Genomic DNA, 19,146 nt, shown 5'->3' on the forward strand with positions numbered 1-19,146 from the left:
ATGTCTATCTGTCCTAAGAACAAATCTTCCAAAGCAAGAAGAGACAGCCGCAGAGCTAACTGGAAAATGAGTGCTCCGAACTTAGTAAAGTGCAGCAAGTGCGGTGCTCTGATGATGCCTCACAGAGTGTGCAAAGCTTGCGGAAGCTACAACAAGAAAGAAATCGTTAAAGTAGAAGACTAAGCTACAAGTATTGAAAAATAAGGGGTTAAGCGATTTTTGCTTAACCCATTTTTCGCATTTTAGCCCATTTTTAGCCCATTTCAAGAGGGTGTTTAACAGGTGTTTTTGGGTAGATTTTAGCAACTATAACTTATGGCTTATAAAATGTGGTCAAAAACAGGAGAGATTATTAATTTGCAATAATCTCTCCATTTTTTATATTTCGTGAATATTATCAAATCTGTGATTTTTATTAGTAAAAATGTAAAAAATGGGGATAGAAGAGCATTAAGCTCAACTATCCCTATAAGAATGTTATTTAACAAAGTATTTTATGTACTGTTATTTGTTATTTAACTTTTACTAGCAAAAGTCATATATGTGCCTCCTGTAAATGAAAATATATTTCTAATTACAGGGGCCGCTCTCGCTACTTCTGAAAAAGATCAATAGCGAGAGCGGTCGCATATTTTGACATTTTTGTCAAGTATCAATTTAAAAATATGTTAGACTCCTATAGGGGATTTAACGCTAAAGCTTAACTTACTGATATTGGTTCATGGGTAGGCACTTTTGGAACCGAAAGTGCCGTAAGAAAACGTGGTGGCAGCAGGAATTTGCCGTATTTAAATGCGAAGCCACGGCAAATTCAGTTACTGGACACGTATGTGTGTACAGTAACTGAGATACTATGTAGATGGCGGTGTTGTATGCAAAAAGGTGTACAATGCCGCTATTTTTTGTTAATATAGAGAAGAAGAAAAAAAGAGGGATAATGTTTTATGAATATCACGTTAGGAGGTTTTACATATGAAAAAGGGAAAATATTTACTTTTGACCGTCACAGCCGCCGCGCTTCTGGCGGCGATCCCATTTCAGGCATTTGCGTCGAAGGATACGGAGGACCGCAGCCCGGTTGGCTCGATCGGCTTAAATGTTTCGTCCTCGATCCATGTCGGTGATGAGAGTTCAGATGTGGATGTTTCGCTCGATTTCGGTGATTGCGATATTTCCAATGTTGATGTGATCAACGAGCCGTCCGGTAAATGGGTGGACAAGGATAAGCCAAAGCTGGAGGTTACTCTGGAGGCGGACGATGATTATTATTTTAAATCCGGTTATGCGAAAAAGAATGTAACCCTGAGCGGTGACAGTGCGACGGTTACTTCTATCAAGCGCAAGGGCGATGAGGAACTCCGGGTCGTGATCACCCTGAAAGCTTTAAAAGGAACCTCCAGTGATTACAGCCTGGATGTTGATGAGGCAGAGTGGGATCAGATGGATGGCGTTGCAGAGTGGAACGGCAGTGAGGATGCGAAATACTATGAGCTGCGCGTTTACCGGGATGAGAAATTTTTAAGTACGGTAAAACCGGGAAAAGAAACGAAATACAATCTTGGACGTTATCTTACGCAGGCGGGAACCTACACGTTTGATGTGCGCGCGGTTTACAGCGATTCACGGCACGGCGAATGGCAGACATCGGATTCCTTCACAATCACGGCGGAGCAGGCGCAGGAAATTCAGAAGACGCTTGTCTTCAAGGAAGCAGGCAGCGGTCCGGCAGCCGGTGCGTGGGAACAGGATGCGCTTGGCTATAAATACCGCAATTCCGATGGAAGCTATGTGACCAATAACTGGCAGCAGATCGGCGGTGTGTGGTATTTCTTCGATGAAAATGCATATTGCAAGACGAATACCTGGGTGTTCTGGAATGGAAAATGGTATTATCTGGATGTAAACGGCGCGATGTTAGTTAATACGACGACGCCGGACGGCAAGCAGGTCGGGGAAGATGGGGCGCTTCTGTAAAATTTTTAAGAAACAATTTTGATGAAAATCCGCCAGGGAAGATGGAGACAGAATTGTAAAATAGATGTGAGAAGAGACAGGTTGCACGGAATATGCGGTCTGTCTCTTTTACATTTAAAAACAGAGAAAAATAAAGAGAATATTTGCAAACAGAACGATGATAGAATGAAAATACATACATGAAAAGAGTGCTGAAGGACAAGCTGGCAGTTATTTCTGATGGAATAAAAAAATTAACAAAAAGAATACTTGCATATTGTGAAATAAGTAGTAAGATAGAGGTGGTATCTCATGACTGCCTATTTTTTAACAATCTAGGGGAAGGGGCGGTCTGAGAAGAGACTGCAAGGGGTTCTAAGCCAGTATGGAGGATGGCAGAAAAAGGACTGACAAAGGAGGGGCACAAAGATGGCAGCACAAATTTTGGCTGTGATTATTTTTATTGTAATGTTTGGACTTATCATCTGGGATCACATTGAGAGGCATATCGTATCGCTCGGATGCGGGCTTCTGACGCTGGTGCTGGTGTTTGGCGTCTGTATGCACAGTGAGGCGGCAGCGGCGGAGACACTGAGCCTGCACAGCTTCATGGTTCCGAACTTCTGGTTTCAGACCGAGGCGGCGGCAGAGTCCTCGAGCGGCATCAACTGGGCGACGATTCTTTTTATTGCCGGTATGATGCTGATGGTGGAGGGCATGGAGCGCGCGGGATTTTTCCGGTGGCTGTGCCTGACAATCGCCAAGGCGGTACATTATAAGACGATCCCGATTTTTATTTCATTTATGCTGATGTCGGCGTTTCTGGCGATGTTTATCGACAGTATTACCGTTATTCTTTTTTTGGCAGCGGTCACGGTAGAGCTGGCGCATCTTCTGCATTTTGATCCGATTCCGATGATCATTTCAGAGATCTTCTGTTCGAATCTGGGCGGCTCTGCGACGATGTGCGGCGATCCGCCGAATATCATCATCGGAACCTCGCTCGGATATTCATTTAAAGATTTTATTTTAAATACAGGTATGATGGCGGGTGTTTCGCTGATTTTTGTCGTACTGTTTTTCTATTTTTCCTTTAGGAAAGAATTAAAGGCGAGTGAAAAGCATGACGAAGCGGTTACATATCCATCCCCACAGGAGGCGATCACGGATCGGAAACGGTTTGCGGTCAGCGTGGTGATCTTTGCGGCGGCGATCGTAATGCTGGTGACGCATGCACAGACGGGACTGACAGTTGCGACGATTGGCGTATTTATCGGTGCTTTTTCGCTGCTGGCATCCGGCGGTGAGGCGCTCAGCATGATTAAGAAGCTTGACTATAAGACGCTGCTATTCTTCATTGGTCTTTTTGTCGTGGTCGGCGGCATGGAGCAGACGGGCGTCCTAAATTCTTTAGCAGGGATCATTGACGCAGTCAGTGGAAATAATGTAAAATGGGTAGTAGCGATTGTGCTGTGGCTGTCGGCGCTTGCGAGTGCATTTGTGGACAATATCCCATTTGCGGCGACGATGATCCCGGTTATCCGGAGTCTGGCGCAGGCAGGCGGCATGGATCTCTCGGTTCTGGCGTGGGCGCTTTCGATGGGTACGGATATTGGCGGCTGCGGAACTCCGATCGGAGCCTCGGCAAACGTAGTTGGTATCTCAGTGGCAGCGAAAAACGGACATTTTATCGGCTGGGGGAAATATTGCCGGTATGCAGCTCCGGCGACGGTGCTGGTAATCCTGATTTCCATGGTTTGTATATATGTGAGATACTTTTAAGGGGGCTTTTATATGGAGGAGAGGAAAAACAGAGTGATCATCTCGGTCAGCAGACAGTTTGGCAGCGGCGGACACAAGATAGCGGAAGCGCTGGCAGAGCATTTTGAACTTCCGATTTATGATCATAGGATGCTGGACAGTATTGCCAAGGAAAAGGGTGTGGATCCGCGTGTGCTGGAAAAATACGACGAGAAGCCGCTAAACCGTTTTCTGGCGCGCAATGTCAGCGGATTTTCAAGCTCTCTGGAGAACAATCTGGCGCAGATGCAGTTCAGTTACCTGAAAGACAAGGCCGATTCAGGGAAATCGTTTGTGGTAGTTGGACGGTGTGCGGAGACGGTTTTAAAGGAATATGACGGACTGATCACGATCTTTGTGCTAGGCGATGAGGAAACACGGGTGAAGAGAATCGAGCAGCTGCACGGACTTTCAGAGGACGAGGCGAAACGTCTGGTAAAGACGAAGGACTGGAGGCGGAAATCCTACCACAACTGTTACAGCCGCGGACGCTGGGGAGATTCCAGAAATTATGACCTTTCGATCAACAGCAGCCGGCTGGGAATTGAGGGAACGACGAAGATGCTGGAGGAGTATGTGCAGGCGCGGATGGACGCGATGCAGAAATAAAATAATAGAGATATCGAAGGAAAAGAGAAAGGGGAACGTGTGCATAGGCGGCGCACGTCCCCCTTTCCCTTTTTCTGCCGAGGTGTTATACTGTTACTGTTTCCGGGTGGGCACTTTTGGAACCGAAAGTGCCGTAAGAAAACGTGGTGGCAGCAGGAATTGGCCGTATTTAAATGCGAAGCCACGGCAAATTCCGTTACTGGGCACGTATGTGTGAACAGTAACGTTATACTAAAAAATATGGAATTAGATAGAAAAATCGTATTTGCTATCTGTTCGATCTTGTTTTATAGTATATAAGATATTTAATAGGAGTTTGATGATATATGACAGAGTTAAAAAAAGAAAAAAAGACCGGTCTCGTTCTGGAGGGCGGCGGGATGCGCGGTATTTACACAGCGGGCGTCCTGGATGTGTTTTTGGATCATGATATTTCATTTGACGGCGTGATCGGCGTCTCGGCGGGGGCAGTGCATGGGGCTTCGTTTGTGTCGGGGCAGAAGGAGCGGAGCATCCGCTATTATAAAAAATACTGCAATGACAAGCGTTTTATGAGCTTTAAAAACTGGCTGCGGACGGGAAATCTGGTGGACGAGCAGTTCTGTTTCCATGATATACCGGAACGACTGGATCCGTATGATTACGAGGCATTTGACCGGGGAAATACACGGTTTTATGTGGCATGCAGCAATGTGGAGACAGGGAAAGCAGAGTATCTGGAGATCAAAGATATGTTCAAAGATGTCGAATATTTCCGTGCGACGGCATCCCTTCCGTATGTGTCCCATATGGTCGAGGTTGGTGGAATGAAGCTTCTGGACGGCGGCTGCACGGACAGCATTCCGTTGCGTGCCTTCGCTAAGATGGGGTATAAAAAATGCGTCGTTGTGCTGACCCGTCCGGCGGGCTACCGCAAGAAACCGGGCAATTTCTGGCTGCCGGAGGCGGCATATCACAAATATCCGGCGTTCGTGAGGGCGCTTCGCAGCCGCTATTATTTCTATAATAAGACGGTGGAATGGATCGATCGCCTCGAACAAGAGGGAAAAATTTTTGTTATCCGTCCGAGCGTGGCGCTTCCAATCGGCAGAACCGAACATAGTGTTGAAAAATTGCAGGAGACGTATGATATCGGCAGGAAGGATGCTGCCAATCAGATGCATGCAATGGAAAATTGGTTCAAATCTTATTGATTTATAGATTGATCTCTAGTATAGTAAAGATTGATGTAATGTGGCTGTGGACAATAAAAAGCGGGACAGTTGCAGCGTGACGATGAAAGAGCGATTCGTTCAGACCACATATGCCGCAGTGGCGGAAGACAGGTTTGGTATGTGTATCGCTATAAATTATAGAAGGAGAACACGCAATGGTTAAGATAGCAGTAGATGCCATGGGGGGCGACAACGCACCGGGTGAGATCGTGGCAGGTGCCGTGATGGCAGTCCAGTCGAGGGAAGATATTCAGATTTTCCTGATCGGCAAGGAAGAAGTCGTATCAGAAGAATTAAAAAAGCATACATATAAGAAAGAACAGATCGAGGTTGTCAATGCGACTGAGGTCATCGAGACGGAGGAACCGCCGGTCAATGCGATCCGCACGAAGAAAGATTCGTCCATCGTGGTCGGCATGAATATGGTCCGCAGGGGTGAGGCGGATGCATTCTGTTCCGCGGGCAGCTCCGGCGCGATTCTGGTCGGCGGACAGGTGATCGTCGGCAGAATCAAGGGCGTTGAACGTCCGCCACTGGCTCCATTGATTCCGACAGAAAAGGGCGTATCCCTGCTGATCGACTGCGGCGCCAATGTCGATGCAAGACCGTCCCATCTGGTACAGTTTGCAAAGATGGGCTCCATCTACATGGAACACGTGGTTGGCATCAAGAATCCGCGTGTGGCGATCGTCAACATCGGTGCGGAGGAAGAGAAGGGCAATGCGCTGGTGAAAGAGACATTCCCGCTCTTAAAAGAATGTAAGGACATCAATTTCATCGGCAGCATCGAGGCACGCGAGATTCCGCACGGCGGCGCGGATGTCATCGTTTCTGAGGCATTTGTCGGAAATGTCATCCTGAAACTCTATGAAGGTGTCGGTGCAACCCTGATTTCCATGGTAAAACAGGGCATGATGACGAGCCTGCGCTCAAAGATCGGCGCATTGCTTGTAAAACCGGCGTTGAAGACGACGCTCAAAGCATTCGATGCGAGCCAGTACGGCGGCGCACCGCTTCTGGGATTGAAGGGGCTGGTTGTCAAGACGCACGGAAATTCCAAGCGCATCGAGGTGTGCAATTCGATTCTTCAGTGTGTGACCTTTAAAGAGCAGGCGATTAATGAAAAGATCAAGGAAAGTCTGTGAAGCTTTCGTGAAATTATAAAATGTAGCGAAAAAACGATATGTTTTTAATCAATCTAGAATTCTAAATATTTTAAAATAAGTTCATAGAAAGGAAGAAAATTATGGAATTTGAAAAATTACAGAACATTATCGCGGAGGTACTGAATGTTGAAGCAGATGAAATTACGTTAAATACGACGTTTGTGGATGATCTGGGCGCTGATTCGCTGGATATTTTTCAGATTATCATGGGAATCGAGGAGGCGTTTGATATCGAAATTCCGACTGAGGAGGCAGAAAAGATTGTATCTGTGGGCGATGCAGTAGAGCAGATCAAGAACGCACTGAACTAATTCAATGTTTGTTAAAAAGTTATAGAGAAGTCTGTCAGGCAAAGGGGCTGGGCGGGCTGCCGAAGGGCAGGATCGCGACAGCTCCTTTCCAAAAAGAACGGATGTTTGACTCTGGCTCACAGACACAAATAGCAATGATTGCCGGAATCAGTCAGCAGCAGGACAGGCTGGAAAGAGAGAAATATATGGAGTATACATTAAATAAATTGGAAAAACGGATTGGCTATTCGTTTCAGGACAAGAAGCTTCTGGAACACGCGATGATACACAGTTCGTATGCCAATGAGCACCATCTTGGAAAACTGGGATGCAACGAGCGTCTTGAATTTTTAGGCGACGCGGTGCTGGAAGTGGTATCGAGTGATTTTCTGTTCCGCACGTTTCCGGAGATGCCGGAGGGCGATATGACAAAGACACGTGCGAGTCTGGTCTGCGAGCCGACGCTTGCATTCTGCGCACAGGAGATCGATCTGGGTGGATTTTTGCTGCTTGGAAAAGGCGAGGATGCGACCGGCGGACGGGGGCGCGATTCGGTGGTGTCGGATGCGATGGAGGCACTGATCGGTGCGATTTATCTGGACGGTGGTTTTGCTAATGCAAAAGAGTTTATTCATCGATTTATTCTCAACGATATGGAACACAAAAAGCTCTTTTATGATAGCAAGACTATCTTGCAGGAGATTGTGCAGGGACACACAGACGAGACACTTACATACGTTCTTCTGAAAGAAGAAGGACCGGATCACAACAAGAGCTTCGAAGTGTCCGCGATGCTGGACGGTCAGGAGATCGGCCGCGGCATCGGACGGACGAAAAAATCAGCGGAACAGCGTGCGGCGTACCGTGGGATCCTCACTATCAGAAAACCGCAGGAGTAGGTATGTATTTAAAGAGTATTGAAATACAGGGTTTTAAGTCATTTGCCAATAAAATTCTGTTTGAGTTCCACAACGGAATCACGGGCATCGTCGGGCCAAACGGCAGCGGCAAGAGCAATGTCGCCGATGCAGTGCGCTGGGTGCTCGGTGAGCAGAGAAGCAGGCAGCTGCGCGGCGGCACGATGCAGGACGTTATTTTTGCTGGTACGGAGCTTCGAAAACCGCAGGGATTTGCCTACGTGGCGATCACACTGGATAATGCCGATCACAAACTTCCGATTGAGTACGACGAAGTCACGGTTTCAAGACGTCTTTACCGTTCTGGTGAGAGTGAATATAAGATTAATGGAACGAGCTGCCGTCTAAAAGATATCAACGAGCTCTTTTACGATACGGGTATCGGTAAAGAGGGATATTCCATCATCGGACAGGGGCAGATTGATCAGATTTTAAGCGGGCGGCCGGAGGAACGGCGCGAGCTGTTTGACGAGGCGGCTGGAATCGTGAAATTCAAGCGGCGCAAGGCGATCGCACAGAAGAAGCTGGAAGATGAAAAACAGAACCTGATCCGCGTGACGGATATTTTGTCCGAGCTGGAAAAACAGGTAGGACCGTTGGAACGGCAGTCGGAGGAGGCGAAGGAGTATCTGCGTCTGCGGGAAGAGCTGCGCTGCCTGGACGCCAACCTGTTTTTGGCAGAATCGGAGGAATTGAAGCGCCAGATCCGGGAAGTGGAGCAGAAGGAGATGATTCTGACCGGCGATCAGGAGAGTGTGCGGGCGGAATCGGAGACACTGAAATCGGAGTACGAATTGCTCGGAACCGAGCTGGATGCGCTGGATGCGGCGATTGCCGCGGATCGTGAGGCGTGCAGCCGGGAAGACCTGGAACGCCAGGAGAAGACCGGACGGATCGGAGTTCTCAGAGAGCAGATCCGGACGGAGCAGATGAACGAAGAACATATCCGCAGCCGGATGGTGTCGATCGACGGCGAAATGCATCAGAAAGAGGAAGAACAGGCGGAATATGAGTCTGAAAAACAGGCACTAAATGCATCGGTGCAGACAATCGAGGCAAAACAGCAGGAAGCGGAGGCAGCAGTCCGTTCGATGGACGAGGCGGTCAGCCGGACGGAAACCTTGATCGAGACGGCAAAAGCCGAGATCATGGACGCTTTGAACCAGAAAGCGGAACTTGCCGCCCGCCGTCAGCGCTATGAGACGATGCTGGAGCAGGCGGATGTGCGCCGGGCGGAAGTGACGCAGAAGCTTTTGAAATTCAAGAGCGATGAGTCGGTTCAGGAAGAGCAGAAAAAAGAAGAAGAAGCCAAATTAGGGAAGGTGCAGGAATGTCTGGAAGCGTTTTCGGTGCAGGAAAAAGAGCTGCAGGAGCAGACGCGCACGGAGGAAGAACAGGAACGCCGCCTGAACCAGAAACTTTCGAGCCTTCAGCAGGATTACCACACGAACCGGACGAGGCTGGAATCGATGCGGAATCTGGCGGAGCGCTACGAGGGCTACGGCGGCAGTATCCGCCGCGTGATGGAAGTCAGGAACTGCGTTCCGGGTATTCATGGCGTTGTGGCGGATTTGATCAGCACGACGAAGAAATATGAGACGGCGATCGAGACGGCACTTGGCGGCAGCATCCAGAACATTGTGACGGATTCCGAGGAGACGGCGAAACGCCTGATTGAACACCTGAAAAAGAACCGGTATGGCCGTGCGACGTTTCTGCCGCTGACCAGCATGGAACGCCGCCAGAGTTTTGGACAGCCGGGGGCGCTGAAAGAAATGGGTGTTCTTGGACTGGCAAGCGAACTGGTCTCTGCGGATGAGAAATACAGCGGGCTGGTGTCCTATCTGCTGGGACGCGTGGTCGTGGTGGATCAGATCGATCATGCGATTGCGCTGGCAAAGAAATATCGGCATTCTCTCCGGATCGTGACGCTGGACGGCGAGCTTTTAAGCCCTGGCGGTTCGATGACCGGTGGTGCATTCAAGAACAGCAGCAATCTGCTGGGACGCCGCCGTGAGATCGAAGAACTGGAAGCTGCCTGCAAAAAGGCATTGGAACAGGTAGAGGCGGTACAGAAGGAGCTGGCAGAGACGGGGCGCAGGCTGACGGAAGCGAAGAGAACACTGGCATCCGTCCAGGAGAGGCGCCAGCAGATGCAGATCCAGCAGAATACGTTGGAACTGACGATCTGCCAGTTAGAGGCGAGACGGCAGGAGATTGCAGATTCTTCGCAGGATCTGTCCTCAGAAAATCAGGAACTCGAACTGCAGGTAGGCGATCTGCGCGGAGCGCTGCGGGAGCTGCAGACCGAAGAGACGAAGCTTGAAACGCTAAGCAATGAGAAGAACCAGTACGTGGAAGAGCAGCAGACGAGTCTTGAGACGGCGAAAAAGCAGCGTGGGGAAGCGGCGGCAGCCCTTTCGGAGATACAGCTTGGGTATTCCCAGGCGGAGCAGAAAGGCGCGTTTATCGAGGAAAATCTGCGCCGTGTATTGCAGGAGCAGGAACGTCTCCGGGCAGAGAAAGAGAAACTTTCCGGCGGTCACGCGGACAGCAGCGAGACGATCGCTGCCAGAGAGCGCGAGATTGCAGCGCTGGAAGCCGAGATACAGGCGTCCGGGGACAAGCGGACGCAGATGGAACTGGTAATCCAGAACAAGCAGCGTGAGAAGGAAGAAAAGGCGGGGCGGCAGAAAACTTTCTTTGATAAAAAGGAAGAGCTGAACGAACGTCTCCAGCTTTTAGACCGCGAGAACTTCCGTCTCCAGAATCAGAGAGAACGCCTGAATGAGCGCCTGGAGTCGCAGGTCGATTATATGTGGAGTGAGTATGAGCTTACGTATTCGCGCGCGGAAGAGCTGCGGAAGGAAGAGCTGACCTCGATTCCGGAAATGAAGCGGTCGATCAATGAGAAAAAGATGGAGATCCGCGCCCTTGGGAATGTCAATGTCAACGCGATCGAGGACTACAAGGAGATATCCGGCCGCTACGAATTTATGAAAAACCAGCATGAAGATCTGGTAGCGGCACAGGCGGCGCTGGAAAAAATTATCGAGGAGCTCGATGAAGGAATGCGGCGTCAGTTCCGGGAAAAATTTGGTGAGATCCGCCGCGAGTTTGATAAAGTATTTAAGGAATTATTTGGAGGCGGAACGGGTACGCTGGAGCTGTCGCAGGAAGAAGATATTCTGGAGGCAGGCATCCAGATTATTTCACAGCCGCCGGGCAAAAAACTGCAGAATATGATGCAGCTCTCCGGTGGGGAGAAGGCATTGACGGCGATCGCACTGCTTTTTGCAATTCAGAACTTAAAACCGTCGCCATTCTGCCTGCTTGATGAGATTGAGGCGGCACTCGACGATTCCAACGTAGACCGGTTTGCCGGGTACCTGCATAAGCTGACGCGCTACACGCAGTTTATCGTCATCACCCACCGAAGAGGCACGATGGTGTCGGCAGACCGCCTGTACGGTATCACGATGCAGGAAAAAGGTGTGTCCACGCTGGTATCGGTCAGCCTGATCGAGGCGCAGATGGAGCGGGAAGAGGAAAAAGCAGAATTATAATTGCAAAAAAGAGTTCAGAAATAGAAAAGGAGGCGCAGCCATGGGAGATAAGAAAAAGGGTTTTTTCGGCCGTCTGGTAGAAGGGCTGACGAAAACGAGAGATTCCATTGTAAGCGGAATTGATTCCGTATTCAGCGGTTTTTCCGCGATCGATGATGATTTCTATGAGGAGATCGAAGAGACGCTTATCATGGGCGATCTAGGTATCCAGACGACGATGGCGATCGTCGAGGATCTCCGGAAAAAGGTAAAAGAAAACCACATCAAGGATCCGGCAGAGTGCAAGGATCTTCTGATTGCCAGCATCAAGGAACAGATGGATCTGGGCGAAAATGCCTACGAATTTGAAAACCGCAAGTCGGTTGTGCTGGTGATCGGCGTTAACGGCGTCGGGAAGACGACCTCGGTCGGCAAGCTGGCGGGTCAGTTAAAGGATCAGGGCAAGAAGGTCATTCTGGCGGCGGCGGATACATTCCGTGCGGCAGCGATTGAGCAGCTGACGGAGTGGGCAGGACGCGCGGGCGTTGAGCTGATCGCCCAGCAGGAAGGTTCTGATCCGGCAGCTGTTATCTACGATGCGATCGCGGCGGCAAAATCAAGAAATGCCGATGTGCTGATCTGCGACACGGCAGGTCGTCTGCATAACAAGAAAAACCTGATGGAAGAGTTAAAGAAGATCAACCGGATCATCGACAAAGAATATCCGGACGCCTACCGTGAGACATTGGTTGTTCTTGACGGAACGACCGGTCAGAACGCGCTTGCACAGGCAAAACAGTTTATGGAGGTGGCGGATATCACCGGCATCATCCTGACGAAGCTGGATGGCACGGCAAAGGGCGGTATCGCGGTTGCGATCCAGTCCGAGCTTGGTATTCCGGTTAAATACGTCGGAATCGGCGAAAAAATCGACGATTTACAGAAATTCGATGCGAATGATTTCGTCAATGCACTGTTTAAGAGAAATGAAGCATTGACAGAGAATGAATAAAGCTAAAAATAGCTGAGCATGCCACGGCTGAAACTGGTTTGGCGGAGAACAAATCTGCTTAAGCCGTAGATTCAGATAAACAGGACACACCCGGCAGATTGTCTGGTCAGAGAACCGGCAAAAGTAGGGCGCATTCTGAGAAATACGGATAAATGGAGGAAAGACAATGAGTGAGACAATAAAGGAAGAGACAGCAGAGGCAGTACAGGCTGAGCCGCAGGGACTGACGCTGGAGAAATTCGAAGAAGCAACGGAGGTTGTCAGCAAGGTTATTTCCGAAACAAAACTGGTTTACAGTGAATATTTTTCGAATTTGACTGGCAATAAAGTATATTTAAAACCGGAAAATATGCAGTATACAGGTGCTTACAAGGTAAGAGGTGCATTTTATAAGATCAGCACCCTGAGCGATGAGGAGAAACAGCGCGGTCTGATCACCGCATCGGCTGGAAACCATGCACAGGGCGTTGCATACGCGGCAAAACTGGCTGGCTGCAAGGCAACGGTTGTTATGCCGACGACCACGCCGCTCATGAAGGTAAACCGTACCAGAAGCTATGGCGCAGAGGTGGTTCTTCACGGCGATGTATTCGATGAGGCGCTGGCATATGCAAATGAGCTGGCAGCGGAGCACGGATATACCTTTATCCATCCCTTCAACGATCTGGACGTAGCCACCGGTCAGGGAACCATCGCGATGGAGATCATCAAAGAGCTTCCGACCGTTGATTATATTCTGGTTCCGATTGGCGGCGGCGGACTCTGTACCGGTGTTGCAACGCTGGCAAAACTGCTGAATCCGAAGATCAAAGTGATCGGTGTAGAACCGGCAGGCGCAAATTGTATGCAGGAATCCCTGAAAGAAGGAAAGGTAGTGACTCTCCCGAGCGTCAACACAATCGCAGATGGTACTGCAGTTAAACGCCCGGGCGATCTGCTGTTCCCGTACATCCAGATCAATGTGGATGATATCATCACCATCGAGGATTCCGAGCTGATCGTGGCATTCCTTGATATGGTAGAAAACCACAAGATGATCGTTGAGAACTCCGGTCTTCTGACTGTGGCTGCTCTGAAACACCTGAATGTGAAGAAGAAAAAAGTCGTATCCATCCTGAGCGGCGGCAACATGGACGTGATCACAATGGCATCCATCGTACAGCATGGTCTGATCCAGAGAGACCGCATATTTACCGTATCGGTACTGCTGCCGGATAAGCCAGGAGAACTTGCAAAAGTCGCAACCCTGATGGCAGAAGAACAGGGCAACGTCATCAAATTGGAGCATAACCAGTTTGTCAGCATCAACCGCAACGCAGCAGTGGAGCTGCGGATCACCGTTGAGGCGTTTGGTACGGATCACAAGAATAAGATAGTGGAAGCACTCAAGGAAGCAGGCTATCGTCCGAAGCTGGTAAAATCCAAAAATATCTATGATGTCTAAGATGGAAATGAAAAGCAGTGTGGATAGAGCAGATAGGGGAGAGTTGAAATGAAGCGGGAGAAATATGAGCCGGTGTTAAAAAATATTTCCTATTTTATAAAATGGGCGGAAGGCGCGATTGTGATTGGAATTGTGAGCGGCTGCATCGGCACGGCATTTGGAAAATGCGTCCTATGGGTGTCGGCATTCTTTCAGAGCCACCCGTGGATGGTCTTTCTGCTGCCGCTCAGCGGTCTTTTGGTTCTGGGCGTTTACCATGTGCTGGGAGAGGATAATAACCGGGGCACAAATATGGTGATTGAATCGATCTATTCGAACACAGAGATCAGTTTTGCGACTGCCCCGGCAGTCTTTGCAGGAACGCTTCTGACGCATTTGGGCGGCGGTTCTGCCGGACGCGAGGGCGCGGCGCTGCAGATGGGAGGAAGCATCGGAACCCAGATCGGAAAATGGCTGAAATTTGATGAGAAAGATAAGAAGATTGCGGTCATGTGCGGCATGAGCGGTGTATTTGCCGCCTTGTTTGGCACACCGATGGCGGCGGCGCTCTTTTCAATGGAGGTTATCAGCATCGGCGTTATGTACTATGCAGCGCTGGTTCCGTGTGTCTTTTCTGCCTTTACGGCGGCGGCGCTGGCGAGGTTCTGGGGACTGATGCCGGAGCGGTTTGCGATTGGTGCGGTTCCGGCGTGGAGTATTGAAACAGCGATCGTGGCTGTCGGTCTGGCGGCTGGCTGCGCGCTGGTGTCGGAGCTTTTCTGCATCACGCTTCACACAACGGAACATCTCTACAAAAAATATCTTCCATCGCCGGTCTGGCGGATTCTATCCGGTGCGGCGATTGTGATTGTTTTGACGCTTCTGACCGGTTCGACCCGCTACAACGGAAGCGGCGTCTCCCTGATTGAAAAATGTTTCGAGGGCGAGGGACTTCCATGGGATTTCCTGATGAAAATTCTCTTTACGACGGTTACGCTGGAGGCAGGCTTCAAGGGAGGCGAGATCGTGCCGACCCTGACGATCGGCGCGGCGTTTGGCAGTTTCTTTGCATTTCTCTTTGGACAGCCGGTCGGTCTTATGACCGCCTGCGGTATGCTGGGACTCTTCGTGGGAGTCACAAACTGCCCGATCTCAACGCTTCTGCTGGGCTTTGAGCTTTTTGGCTATGAGGCGATGCCGTTTTTCGTGCTGGTGATTGCAGTCAGCTTTAGTTTCTCTGGTTATTACAGCCTGTATGCGAGTCAGAAATTTATCTACTCGAAGACGAGGACGGAGTTTATTAACCGGAAGACGAATAAATAGATGGAAAATGCTCACCATAATTTTGATTTTTTACTTTTGAATACCACAAAAAGGGTTCCAATTTATCTTTGGAACCCTAAAATGTCATGCTTTAAAGAAATTCATGAATTTACGTGCTCTATCATGATTTATTCATGAAAATCCTGCGGTTTCTCATCACGGAAATCAAGCAGGGCGCGCGGTGCAACCTGCAGAACACCTGCAATATCAAAGAGACTCTCTAAGGAAAGACTCGTTTTCATGTTCGGTGCCTCGATGTTGGATATATGAGTCCGGCTTAAATCGGTCGCCTCTGCTAAAGCCATCTGGCTCATGCCACGGAGTTTGCGGTAATAAGCGATGTTGAGACCTATCTGACGGTAATATTTTTCATAACGGTTTGTCTGCTGCTTGTTAATTTGTTTTTGATCGATTGCTGTCATATTTTTCAAGTGCCTCCCCGATCCGAAAGAATCATGCGTTATTGTTATTTCAGAGATAATAAATAATTACAACTGATATAACTATTGTAGCTGGAAATTGATTTTTATCAAACAATATAATGATTCAAATTTGCAATGTTATAAAATGCATATCCAATAAAACAATGCACATACATGGATTGCACCTAGGAAGGCTGTTAAATAATGCACAGAAAAAGATTGCAGAGGATAAGTGCAGATAAATAATGAGAAACTGGGGGCAGAATGAGAGCGGCGGGAAAAGGTGAAATAGAAAAAAAGTAAAACGGGCGCTAAAATTTGAGAAAAAATGAAAAATAGGGCGAAGAATCCGTATACAGAAAGACGTTTGGGGAAAATGCATGAAAGGATGCACAGGATTTACGAAAATTCTATCGCACATTCGGATTTTTTGTGGTAGAATATCTTTGATAAGGTGACGCAGCTTTTTACGGTCATCACAGATAAAATGTACATCAGAACGTACATATAGACAGGGAGAACCGAATTATGGAATTAAAGCGGGTATTACTGAAGCTGAGCGGAGAAGCGCTGGCAGGCGACAAGAAAACCGGGTTTGATGAAGCAACGGTCAAGGAAGTAGCCAGACAGGTTAAGACGGCGGTCGATGACGGAATCGAAGTAGGTATCGTGATCGGCGGCGGAAACTTCTGGAGAGGCCGCCAGAGCAATGCAATCGATCGGACCAAGGCGGATCAGATCGGAATGCTGGCAACGGTCATGAACTGTATTTACGTGTCGGAGATCTTCCGGAGCGAGGGTATGATGACACAGATTCTGACACCATTTGAGTGCGGTTCCATGACGAAGCTGTTTTCAAAGGACAGAGCCAATAAATATTTCTCAAAGGGTATGGTCGTATTTTTTGCAGGTGGTACAGGCCATCCGTATTTCTCAACTGATACCGGCGTAGCGCTGCGTGCGATTGAGATGGATGCAGACTGCATTCTTCTGGCCAAGGCGATCGACGGCGTCTATGACAGCGATCCGAAGATCAACCCGGATGCAAAGAAGTATGATACGATCACGATTCAGGAGGTGATCGATAAGCAGCTGGCGGTCGTAGACCTCACAGCTTCCATCATGTGTATGGAAAATCACGTTCCGATGGCAGTATTCAGCCTGAATGAAAAAGACGGAATTGTAAATGCAATGCGCGGAAAAATTAACGGTACAGTGGTTACCGCATAACTAGGAGGATTTTATGCAGGAGAGATTAAAAGTTTACGAAGAGAAGATGAATAAGTCCTATGACGCACTGCTGAATGAGTATACATCCATTCGTGCTGGACGTGCGAACCCGCATGTACTGGACAAAATCAAAGTAGATTACTACGGCGCACCGACCCCGTTACAGCAGGTGGCAAATATCTCTGTACCGGAGCCGCGTATGATTCTGATCCAGCCGTGGGAGAAGAAGCTCATTAAGGACATCGAGAAAGCGATCCTGACTTCCGATCTGGGTATCAACCCGAACAACGATGGAAGTGCAGTACGCCTGATTTTCCCGGAGCTTACTGAGGAACGCCGTAAAGATCTGGCAAAGGATGTTAAGAAAAAGGGCGAGGGCGCGAAGGTTGCAGTCCGCAATATCCGCCGTGATGCAAACGACCTGTTAAAGAAGCTGGAAAAAGGCGGCGAGATCACCGAGGATGAGCTGGCAGATGGCGAGGATCAGATCCAGAAGCTGACTGACAAGATGATCGCAAAGGTTGATAAAGCAGTAGAAGAAAAAACAGCTGAGATCATGACTGTATAAAAATACAATAGAGTTTAAATGTAAAAATCAGGCTGCCTCAAGCAGGGCTGGCCGGCATTGCAGATGCGGATGGCCGGCTGGTCCTGTTTTCTGGCTATTAAGGGAATATTATGGAGGAAAACTGGATGGAAAGGGACATCGAAAACATGGTAATTCCGCAGCATGTCGCCCTCATTCTGGATGGCAACGGCAGATGGGCGAAGAAGAGAGGTCTTCCGAGAACCGTAGGTCATAAACAGGGGTGTGTGACGGTTGAACAGACGGTTGAGGATGCAGCGAGACTGGGAATCCGTTATCTGACGGTATATGGTTTTTCAACGGAAAACTGGAAGCGTTCTGCTGAAGAAGTAGGGGCGCTGATGCAGCTCTTCCGTTTTTATCTGAAACGGCTTTTAAAGATTGCCAAGAAAAATAATGTAAGAGTCAAAATGATCGGCGACCGCACGCGCTTTGACAGCGATATCATCGAGGGCATCAACCGCCTGGAAGACGAGACGGCGGCAAACACGGGCATGACCTTTGTGATCGCAGTCAACTACGGCGGCAGAGATGAGATCACGCGCGCGGTGCGCCATATGATGATGGACTGTCAGGACGGAAAGCTGGTGCCGGAGGACGTGACAGAGCAGACCGTTGCGTCCTATTTAGATACGGCGGGTATCCCGGATCCGGATCTTCTGATCCGCACCAGCGGCGAGATCCGCCTGTCCAATTATCTGCTGTGGCAGCTTGCCTACAGTGAGATTTATATCACGGACTGCCTGTGGCCGGATTTCAACCGCGACGAGCTTATAAAGGCAATTGAGCAGTTCAATCAAAGAGACAGACGCTTTGGCGGAGTCAAGGCATAAGGAGGAGTTGCCATGTTCAGAACGAGGCTGATAAGCGGGATTGTGCTTGTAGCACTCGCGATTTTACTGGTTACAAAGGGCGGTGTCCTTCTGTACTGTGTGACCGCCGCGATCTCCCTGATCGGTATGTTTGAGCTTTACCGGGTTATGGGGATTGAGAAAAAAGCGCCGGGCATCGCCGGGTATCTGGCGTGTCTGGGATATTATGGGCTGGTGTGGTTTGAAGGGCAGCATTATGTGACGCTGCTTGCGATTGCAGCCCTGATGGTGCTGATGAGCATTTACGTGTTCACGTTTCCGAAATATGGGACCGAGCAGATTACAGTAGCATTTTTCGGCATTTTTTATCTGGGAATTATGCTTTCCTACCTGTATCAGGTGCGGGCAATGGCGGACGGAAAATACCTTGTCTGGCTGATCTTTTTAAGCTCCTGGGGCTGTGACACCTGCGCATACTGCGCGGGAATGCTCCTTGGAAAACACCGTCTGGCACCGGTTTTAAGCCCGAAAAAATCGATCGAGGGCGCCGTCGGCGGTGTGGTCGGATCGGCTCTGTTAGGCTGCATTTATGCGTATTTCTTCGGTGCGAAGATGGACGAGGTCAGCAATCCGATGGTGGCATGCGCGGTGGCGTGTGCGATTGCGGCGGTCATTTCCCAGATCGGGGATCTGGCGGCGTCGGCGATCAAGCGGAACCACAATGTCAAGGATTACGGAAACCTGATTCCGGGACACGGCGGCGTGCTGGATCGGTTCGACAGCATGATTTTTACGGCACCGGCGATTTATTTTGCACTGACGTTTTTACGATAAAACGAAAGCA

Annotated in this window: 17 protein-coding genes; 16 read left to right on the plus strand and 1 reads right to left on the minus strand. The window is 49.2% G+C overall.

Annotation, left to right across the window (positions count from 1 at the left end; all coding sequences use genetic code 11):
• The 12 genes from rpmF to PG862_RS02915 all read left to right on the plus strand — a co-directional run bounded on the left by rpmF (position 1) and on the right by PG862_RS02915 (position 15,252).
• Positions 1-183 carry a 50S ribosomal protein L32 gene (rpmF, locus tag PG862_RS02860; RefSeq protein WP_003499726.1) on the plus strand — a complete coding sequence of 61 codons (183 nt, stop codon included), beginning with the start codon at positions 1-3 and terminating at the stop codon, positions 181-183.
• Between the two features lie 789 nt (positions 184-972).
• Entirely contained in the window at positions 973-1,974 is a 1,002-nt protein-coding gene (locus PG862_RS02865) for a hypothetical protein (protein ID WP_022360446.1), read from the plus strand.
• Between the two features lie 408 nt (positions 1,975-2,382).
• A complete protein-coding gene (locus PG862_RS02870) occupies positions 2,383-3,735 on the plus strand; it encodes an ArsB/NhaD family transporter (protein ID WP_118570521.1) in 1,353 nt (450 codons plus the stop codon).
• A gap of 12 nt (positions 3,736-3,747) precedes the next feature.
• Positions 3,748-4,362, plus strand: a complete 615-nt coding sequence (locus tag PG862_RS02875; protein ID WP_106999766.1) for a cytidylate kinase-like family protein — start codon at positions 3,748-3,750, stop codon at positions 4,360-4,362.
• A gap of 326 nt (positions 4,363-4,688) precedes the next feature.
• Positions 4,689-5,555 (plus strand): patatin-like phospholipase family protein, encoded by an 867-nt coding sequence (locus PG862_RS02880; protein WP_106999767.1) that lies wholly within the window; start codon positions 4,689-4,691, stop codon positions 5,553-5,555.
• 176 nt (positions 5,556-5,731) lie between these two features.
• Positions 5,732-6,721, plus strand: coding sequence for a phosphate acyltransferase PlsX (gene plsX, locus PG862_RS02885; protein ID WP_270706430.1), 990 nt, complete (start codon positions 5,732-5,734; stop codon positions 6,719-6,721).
• Between the two features lie 101 nt (positions 6,722-6,822).
• Positions 6,823-7,053, plus strand: coding sequence for an acyl carrier protein (gene acpP / locus PG862_RS02890; RefSeq protein WP_106999769.1), 231 nt, complete (start codon positions 6,823-6,825; stop codon positions 7,051-7,053).
• A gap of 185 nt (positions 7,054-7,238) precedes the next feature.
• Positions 7,239-7,931 carry a ribonuclease III gene (gene rnc, locus PG862_RS02895; protein WP_107000387.1) on the plus strand — a complete coding sequence of 231 codons (693 nt, stop codon included), beginning with the start codon at positions 7,239-7,241 and terminating at the stop codon, positions 7,929-7,931.
• Positions 7,932-7,933: 2 nt separating this feature from the next.
• Positions 7,934-11,515: a chromosome segregation protein SMC gene (smc, locus tag PG862_RS02900; RefSeq protein WP_270706433.1), complete on the plus strand. Its 3,582-nt coding sequence runs from the start codon at positions 7,934-7,936 to the stop codon at positions 11,513-11,515.
• 40 nt (positions 11,516-11,555) lie between these two features.
• A complete protein-coding gene (ftsY, locus tag PG862_RS02905; protein ID WP_270487052.1) occupies positions 11,556-12,506 on the plus strand; it encodes a signal recognition particle-docking protein FtsY in 951 nt (316 codons plus the stop codon).
• A 166-nt stretch (positions 12,507-12,672) separates the two neighbouring features.
• Entirely contained in the window at positions 12,673-13,950 is a 1,278-nt protein-coding gene (ilvA, locus tag PG862_RS02910; RefSeq protein WP_270487053.1) for a threonine ammonia-lyase, read from the plus strand.
• A 48-nt stretch (positions 13,951-13,998) separates the two neighbouring features.
• Complete coding sequence (locus PG862_RS02915) at positions 13,999-15,252, plus strand: chloride channel protein (protein ID WP_270706435.1); 1,254 nt, start codon at positions 13,999-14,001, stop codon at positions 15,250-15,252.
• Between the two features lie 128 nt (positions 15,253-15,380).
• Here the strand turns inward: PG862_RS02915 and PG862_RS02920 are convergent, their stop codons facing one another.
• The gene (locus tag PG862_RS02920; protein ID WP_022360458.1) at positions 15,381-15,674 is read right to left on the minus strand and encodes a helix-turn-helix domain-containing protein; all 294 of its coding nucleotides are present in this window, start codon (positions 15,672-15,674) and stop codon (positions 15,381-15,383) included.
• Between the two features lie 528 nt (positions 15,675-16,202).
• Between PG862_RS02920 and pyrH the strand changes: the two genes are divergently transcribed.
• From pyrH to PG862_RS02940, 4 genes are all read left to right on the plus strand, one after another.
• Positions 16,203-16,904, plus strand: a complete 702-nt coding sequence (pyrH, locus tag PG862_RS02925; protein ID WP_106999774.1) for a UMP kinase — start codon at positions 16,203-16,205, stop codon at positions 16,902-16,904.
• A 13-nt stretch (positions 16,905-16,917) separates the two neighbouring features.
• Positions 16,918-17,472, plus strand: coding sequence for a ribosome recycling factor (gene frr, locus PG862_RS02930; RefSeq protein WP_022360460.1), 555 nt, complete (start codon positions 16,918-16,920; stop codon positions 17,470-17,472).
• Between the two features lie 125 nt (positions 17,473-17,597).
• Complete coding sequence (locus tag PG862_RS02935) at positions 17,598-18,323, plus strand: isoprenyl transferase (protein WP_106999775.1); 726 nt, start codon at positions 17,598-17,600, stop codon at positions 18,321-18,323.
• A gap of 12 nt (positions 18,324-18,335) precedes the next feature.
• The gene (locus PG862_RS02940; RefSeq protein ID WP_106999776.1) at positions 18,336-19,136 is read left to right on the plus strand and encodes a phosphatidate cytidylyltransferase; all 801 of its coding nucleotides are present in this window, start codon (positions 18,336-18,338) and stop codon (positions 19,134-19,136) included.
• Positions 19,137-19,146 lie beyond the last annotated feature (10 nt).

Source organism: Clostridium fessum, assembly GCF_027698965.1.
GTDB lineage: Bacteria > Bacillota > Clostridia > Lachnospirales > Lachnospiraceae > Otoolea > Otoolea fessa.